The organism is uncultured Chitinophaga sp., assembly GCF_937874145.1.
GTDB lineage: Bacteria > Bacteroidota > Bacteroidia > Chitinophagales > Chitinophagaceae > Chitinophaga.
Window position 1 is genome coordinate 1 of the sequence record NZ_CALNBI010000383.1, and the last position, 6,463, is coordinate 6,463.

The 6,463-nt window shown below is 59.1% G+C and carries 7 protein-coding genes; all 7 read right to left on the minus strand.

Going from position 1 to position 6,463, the window contains the following annotated elements; genetic code table 11:
• A partial coding sequence (locus Q0510_RS18730; protein WP_298715243.1) for a baseplate J/gp47 family protein occupies positions 1-2,646 on the minus strand: 2,646 nt, incomplete at its 3' end.
• A 1-nt stretch (position 2,647) separates the two neighbouring features.
• Complete coding sequence (locus tag Q0510_RS18735) at positions 2,648-3,049, minus strand: GPW/gp25 family protein (RefSeq protein WP_298715245.1); 402 nt, start codon at positions 3,047-3,049, stop codon at positions 2,648-2,650.
• 18 nt (positions 3,050-3,067) lie between these two features.
• The gene (locus Q0510_RS18740; protein WP_298715247.1) at positions 3,068-3,358 is read right to left on the minus strand and encodes a PAAR domain-containing protein; all 291 of its coding nucleotides are present in this window, start codon (positions 3,356-3,358) and stop codon (positions 3,068-3,070) included.
• Positions 3,359-3,363: 5 nt separating this feature from the next.
• Positions 3,364-5,100: a type VI secretion system tip protein VgrG gene (vgrG, locus tag Q0510_RS18745; protein WP_298715248.1), complete on the minus strand. Its 1,737-nt coding sequence runs from the start codon at positions 5,098-5,100 to the stop codon at positions 3,364-3,366.
• Positions 5,097-5,873, minus strand: coding sequence for a hypothetical protein (locus Q0510_RS18750; RefSeq protein WP_298715250.1), 777 nt, complete (start codon positions 5,871-5,873; stop codon positions 5,097-5,099). The genes vgrG and Q0510_RS18750 overlap by 4 nt, the downstream gene beginning before the upstream one ends.
• A gap of 1 nt (position 5,874) precedes the next feature.
• Positions 5,875-6,060 (minus strand): DUF5908 family protein, encoded by a 186-nt coding sequence (locus Q0510_RS18755; RefSeq protein ID WP_298715252.1) that lies wholly within the window; start codon positions 6,058-6,060, stop codon positions 5,875-5,877.
• 12 nt (positions 6,061-6,072) lie between these two features.
• Positions 6,073-6,463 (minus strand): phage tail protein (locus tag Q0510_RS18760; RefSeq protein WP_298715254.1); only part of this gene is annotated, 391 nt, incomplete at its 5' end.

The window sequence follows — 6,463 nt, forward strand, 5'->3', positions numbered from 1 at the left end:
GGGCTGGAGCGGGTCCCCGGTCGGGCGTTTCCGCCAGTCCGGCACCACCACCATGCGCACCTGGCCGGGCTGCATCCAGCTGTCGCGCGTATTGTGCGGAATGCATTTCACTTTGTAAATGCCGGGGAAATATTCCAGCAGCATCCGCTCGAAATCTTCGGTAGATACCGCGCGGTTTTTATGCCGCAGCCTTTCGCTGACACGGCGGTAGAAAGAAGTATCCGATTCCGGCCGCTGCCCTTCATACGAGGCAAAAGGCTGCGTCACTTTTTTCAGCGAGGGTATCTTCTTCACCAGTTTGCTGATGGTGCCGGCAGGAAGCGGCGCCGCCAGGTGCGATTCATATCCATCACTTCCCGTTTCCGGCAAAAGCAAGGTAGCGGTAGCCGCCTGGGTGAAGATCTCTTTCACCGATGCCGCGCCCCCAGGATTCTCTGTGACATGCAGCCGCAGCCAGCGCATGCCCGCGGGCATCCGGCTGTGGGCAAGCGTGGCATCGGCGCCGAGGTTCAGCCGCACGATGCCGGGGCGCTGCAATCCGTTTGTGCTTTCTTCGAGCACATCCGTCCCCAGGATGGGCCGCCATTCGCTGCCTGAGAGATAGCTCCAGTGAAGGTCGCTGCTGCGCAGGAGCGTCGCGCTTTCCAGGCTGCCTTCTTCGATCTGGAAAAGCAACGATACGGTTTGCGGGGCTTCCGCGCCCTGCAGGCCGATGTACAACGCCCCTCCGCCCGGATGTTCCGCCAGCAGCGCCGAGGGCGTGTTGGCCAGGGGTTCGGCGGGCCCGAATACATCCTGCAAAAAGAACTGGTCGATGCCGTTGGGCGCATCCGGCCGGAATGTATCCCTGGCCGTGTAATCCATCGTCACGCTTTTGAGCACCGGCGTATAAGGCGGCTTGGGAAGCGTAGGCGGTGTACCCACGGTGGTTTTAGAGATGGCGATCACCCGTTTCGTGTAGGCCACGGGGTAAGTCTTGTGGCCAAACGCCTCGAAGGGCTCTTCCACGGGCATGAACTCCAACTCCGCCGCGGTGGGCGTACTGAGCGATAACTTCACGAAGCCCTGGTTCACGTCGTGCGTGAAGCCGTCGCCCAATACCAGTGAAGGATTGCGGCGATAAGGCTGCGCAGCGGTCTGGTTATTGAAATTGCTTTCGATGACGTTGACGGGCGCGGGCGCCAGGGTGTTGTTGCCCACGAACAACAGCGCGTTGGGCAGCAGTTTGGTTTGCCAGTTGCGGTTGTTCAGGATGAATAAATCCGCCCGGAACACGCCGTTTTGTATGTTGGGATTGCCGTAGCCATCGTAATACTCGTTGAAATCCACCGGCGGGTCCTGCCACTCCAGCATGAACTTCATCGACTTCAGCGTTTTGCTGAATGCTTCCTGGTGGCCGATGTAAAAAGACGAACCGATCCGGGGCTGGCTGGTAAACGGCGATACGGGTTTATCCGCCGCCTGCAGCGCCTGGTCGTTTTGCAACACCAGTTTCTTCATGCCCTGCGCGCCTACTTCCAGCGTAATATCGATCACTTCAAAGGCACTCAGCTGCTCGATGAGGTAGCTCTGCGGCTCGAGGCTCACTTTCATCACGGGCCACTGCGTCGGGAAGGCGCCTTTATGCACTTTCTCATTGTACGCGGCGATGGCGGGCAACACTACGGGAATGGATACATTCACTTCCAGCGTTACTTCATTTTCGGCATCAGGCAGTTGCGGCAGTGCGGGCTGGAGGGCTGCATGGAAGGTAAACTCCGTTTCCTGCCAGCCTTTTTCCGTGGTCAGCGCCACTTTCAGGTGCGGAGTGATGATAAGTGCGGTGGTTATGACGGGCGCCTTCATGCGGATAAACAGGCGTACGGAACGCAATCCTTCCGACAGAAACAGGTTGGGCGAAGCCACCGCCCAGCCGAGCGTCGCGGTTTCCATGCGGCCGCTGTCTTCGGGGATCGGCAACTGTTTGGTGCCCAGCGGGCGCCAGGCAGTGCGGGTGCCGAGGCGAACCTGCCCCGCATCCATCGCCCGGAACAAAATACTTTTACCTCCGGTATTGACATCTCTGAAGCTGCTGCGGAGGCCGCCTATCTTCGCCTGCGTCACCACCAGCTCGCTGTCGAGCGCATAGTGCAGGACTTTCCCGTTGGTGGCCTTGCCCGCGTCCAGCTCCGTTCCGGCTTTCAGGACCAGGGGCTTCGCGAATTTGGACGGTTCGAACAGCACATGCACTTTATCGGGCTGTGCCGTGGTACGGCGGAGGCGCAGCACTTCTTCGTAATAATAATCCAGGCGCTTCTTCGTGAGCTGGTTCACATCGTTGCGCACGATGGTGAAGGCTTTGAAATACGCCATCAGTAAAGCGAGGTGGGGAGCAAGGTTCCCCGGCCCGGCAAGCATCGCCTGCAATTCCGCTTCACCCGCCCCCGCGATCTGGTCGAAGAATGCCTGCCAGTCGCCGGCGGGATTGCGCTGCTCGTCGTAATACCGCACCTGCGCCGCCAGCTTGTAGATGAAGGATGCGAGGTCTGCCAGGTTGCGCCCGTCGAGCGGGAGCGCCGCCGGGTCCAGCGCGGGCTGGGAACGGCTGCCCTGGTTCAGCCCGTCGGCCGACAGCAGGTATTGCAAGATATGTGCAGAAGCGCTCATGTTACTTTTCGGTTAGATAGAAGGGGTAAACAAGGTTGTGGCGCGCATTGGTGCTGCGGATCATATAATCCACCAGGATCGTCACCTTACCCGCCTCAGCGGGGTCCTGCTGCAGCTTTACGCTGTTCAGTTTGATACGGGGTTCATATACGACCAGTGCGGTTTCTATTTCCGACTGGATGGCCGTGGCCGTAGTAGTACCGAGCGATTCGAAGATCCAGCGGTCGCGCTTCCAGCCGAAAGAAGGTTGCATCACGCGCTCGCCCAGTTCTGTGGAAAGAATGATAGCGATGCAGCTTTCGATGTCGGCTTCGGCGTCGAACATCTTCACTTCCCTTTCTAATTTCGAAAAGCTGGGCGGGAAGCTCCAGCCTCTTCCGAGAAATGCGTTTTCCTGGGGCATAACAAATCTTTTTAAACATTAACCGCCGATCATGACGGTGGGGCAACCGATAATGATGGAACCGCCGTGCGCCGTACTGTCTCCCATCCTCGCCGCGGGCATCCCGCCGATCATCACGGTGGCGGAACCCTTCACCACGGCATCCGGCGGACCGGTGCACGTACACATATCGCCCACCCGCAGCGCGGGCATCCCGCCGATCATGACGGTAGCCCCTCCGGGCGGCAGCGCCGGACCGCCAACATGCGGCACCGTTCCGGTTACCATCGGGCAAACATGCATGTCGCCCACTCTTGCGGCCATTGACATAATAATCAGTTTATTTGTACGATCGCCCCTTTGATCACGGTATTGGCGCTGGAACTGATTTCCATACCCGCCGAGCCTTCCGCCTTGAACTGCGTACCGGCCTTGGCTTCCAGCCCGGTGGAACTTTCCATCTTGATACTGCCGGAAGCCTTCATCACCAGGTCTTTCGCGCTTTCAATCGTGATCCCGCCGGAGGACATAACGATTTTATTATTGTTTTGATCCTGTATCGTGATCTCACCCGCATCTTCGTCGAGCGACACTTTATTGCCGCCGGGCGTATCGATGACGAGGGTCTTTTTATCGTCGTTGAAAAGGACGCGCATACCGCTGCGGGTAAAGAATCCCTTTTCGTGATTGTCGTCTTTCAGTTCGAGGGGCGAAGCTTTGGCGCTGCTATGCAGGCCGCCGAGCACCACGGGGTAACGGGGATCGTCGTCCAGGAAGCCTACCAGCACTTCGTCTTCCACTTCGGGGAGGAAGAAGCTGCCGCGGCCGTCGCCGGCATCCATGGTGCACACGCGTGCCCAAACGCCGTCGTCGCCCGTGTCGATGGAAGGTATTTGGAGGAGGACGCGCCCTTCGCTGTCGGGGTCGCCTTCCAGGGCTTTGACGATGGCGGTATGCAGGCCGTTGATCCCTGGCACCAGGGCACCCGCGGGCTTCGCCGAAACGGGGAACTTGTCCGCATGTTGCTTTGGCGACAAGCCCAGTTGCAGATCCACGGTCCAGTTGCCGGCGCTGATCTCGTGCCGCACGCCGCTCACCCACGACATCCCGTTCATTCTCGAGCCCATCCCTTCGATGGCCACCGTGATTCCCGGCACCGCCTGGTGGAACCCCTGCACCTGGGCCCTTCCGCAGAGGAAAGACATCCGGCTGCGGAGCACCGCCGCATCTGCCCATTGCTGCACTTCTTCTTCTTTCAGCCCCGCCGGCTGCCGTAACGTTACCAGCGGCAGTCCCATTTCGGAAGCGGTGAGGTCGCCGGGCGTGGTCCATTCCGGTTCGGCGGATTCGGCTTCCAGGAGCGCCTGCGAAGCAGGGTCCCAGCTTTGCGCCTTCACGCTGCCATATTGCAGGCTCCCGTCGATCTCGCCGTCGAATTCCAGGAGATTGGTGCCGAAACGGAGCGTAGCCGCGCCTTCGGCTTCCACGGCGGGTTTGAGGATATCGATCTTGTCTGCATTCGTCACGGCCACAAACCCGATCGCGTCGAGCCGGGTGATGAGGAAATCCCAGTCGGAGGCGTTGTACTGCACCATCTCTGCGTGCGTGACCGGCGTATCTTCGATCTCGCCGGTGAGCGCTTCCGCATCGAGGATGGCAGCGGCGATCTCGCTGTCTTTCTGATCTTTGAATAAGGCGCTCTTCCTGCCGATGGCCAGCAGCGAGCTTTTGTGCCGGCATTCCACCTGCAGCTCCGACGTATGCTGGCGCAACTTCAGGGCGTGGGAAGTGACGATACCGGTGAATATCGATTCTTCCATACTATGATACCCCACCAAAATTTCGATCTCATTGCCGGGCAGGAAGAGCTCCCCGGCGCTCACGGGCCAGTCTGCCATCGCCGCATCGCCGTCCGACACGATCAGGTGCGCGCCCGCGATGCGGTTCGCTTCGTTCCAGACCGTAACGGAAAGGACGGGCGTTTCGCCGGTCACGGGCTGGCCGTTCACTTTGACGGTGAACGTCACCAGGCTCGTTTCCTGTTCTATCGGCAGTAATTCCTCGTCGCTCATTTCGGTTGGGGTTTGACAGGCGGGAAGAAGACCTCGGAGCCTTCTTTCAGCCTGCGGAAATTGTACATCTTATTCGCCCGCGCCACTTCGATGTAATGATCCGGCGCGCCGTAAATTTCGTTGCACATCAGCTGGATATTGTCGCCCGCAATCACCTGGCGGACGTGCGTGAGATCCGGAGAACTCTTATCTTCCACCTTCTCCCGCAACATATCCTCAATCGAGCCTTCAAACCCTGCCCGCGCTTCCGCGCGCAGCGGCGTACCGTCGGGCTTGAAGAGTTTATAGGTGATCGACAGCGTGCTCAAAACGCCCGTGAACACCAGCTTGCCCCAGTTGAGCTGAACGCGCCGCGGCCGGTGTTCTTTCCCTTCAAAGAGGTACACCACTTTGGCGAATTTCTGAAGCTCCGTCATCACGTCGTACTCATCGCCGCCGCTGATGAGATCGGCAATTGCCCCTGCAATGGGTACATTATCGAGCGGACCGGCGGGTTTGGGCACCACGCCCGTACCATCGAACAGGAAAGTGAATTCCAGTCCGGGTGGCGAGGAGTGCGTGTAGCGCGCCACGGATCCGGAGTTGCCCGGTGCAGGCCGGCGGTTGTAATTGACGCGGTAATTGATCGCGTAATTATCCGGGTTCACCTGCACCATGTACTTATCCCCTTCCGCGTCGCTGAGCACGGGTTTTTCCTTTTTTTTGGAAACGGGCTTGAAGGCGCGGATGATCATCTTTTCGAGCTTTCCGCCGCCAAATACGGATTCGAGCATATTAACGATCGTTTTGTTTCTTCAATAATTTCATGACCTCTTCCGTGCAGATGGCAACGATCTGCTGGATGTCCTGCTGCGGCGGGGCATTGCCCGCACTGGCAGCGGGCCCGGCGGGGCCGGACTGCTGGGCGGCGGGTTCCTCCACCCTGGCGCGGATCACGAGTTCCCTGATTTCTATGGGCATACGCGGATGGTTTTATATCCCGATGTTGATGTCGAGCGAAGCGGTGAGCCCTGCGGCCGCATCCAATCCTACGCTGATGGGATCGTAATACTTGAAATACTGGTAAGAGAGCACCAGCGTTTCCACCACGATCTCGTTGTTGCCGGCGTTGAAGCTGCTCACTTCGAGTTTCTTGGGGATGGCGTTGATGAGGTACCAGTTGTACAGGGGCACATGATCGGCGTTCATCAGCGAAATGAGGACGTTGCTGGGCTTGAACCGGAATTCGTCGAGCGCCTGATGGAAGCCTTCCACTTTATCCCGGTTGATCCTCTCCTGCAATTCCCCGTGCAGGAAGACGATGCTGCGGCGGCCGCGTTCGAGCAGGTGGCGGGGCGCCGCATAGGCGCCGTTGGAATTGTCG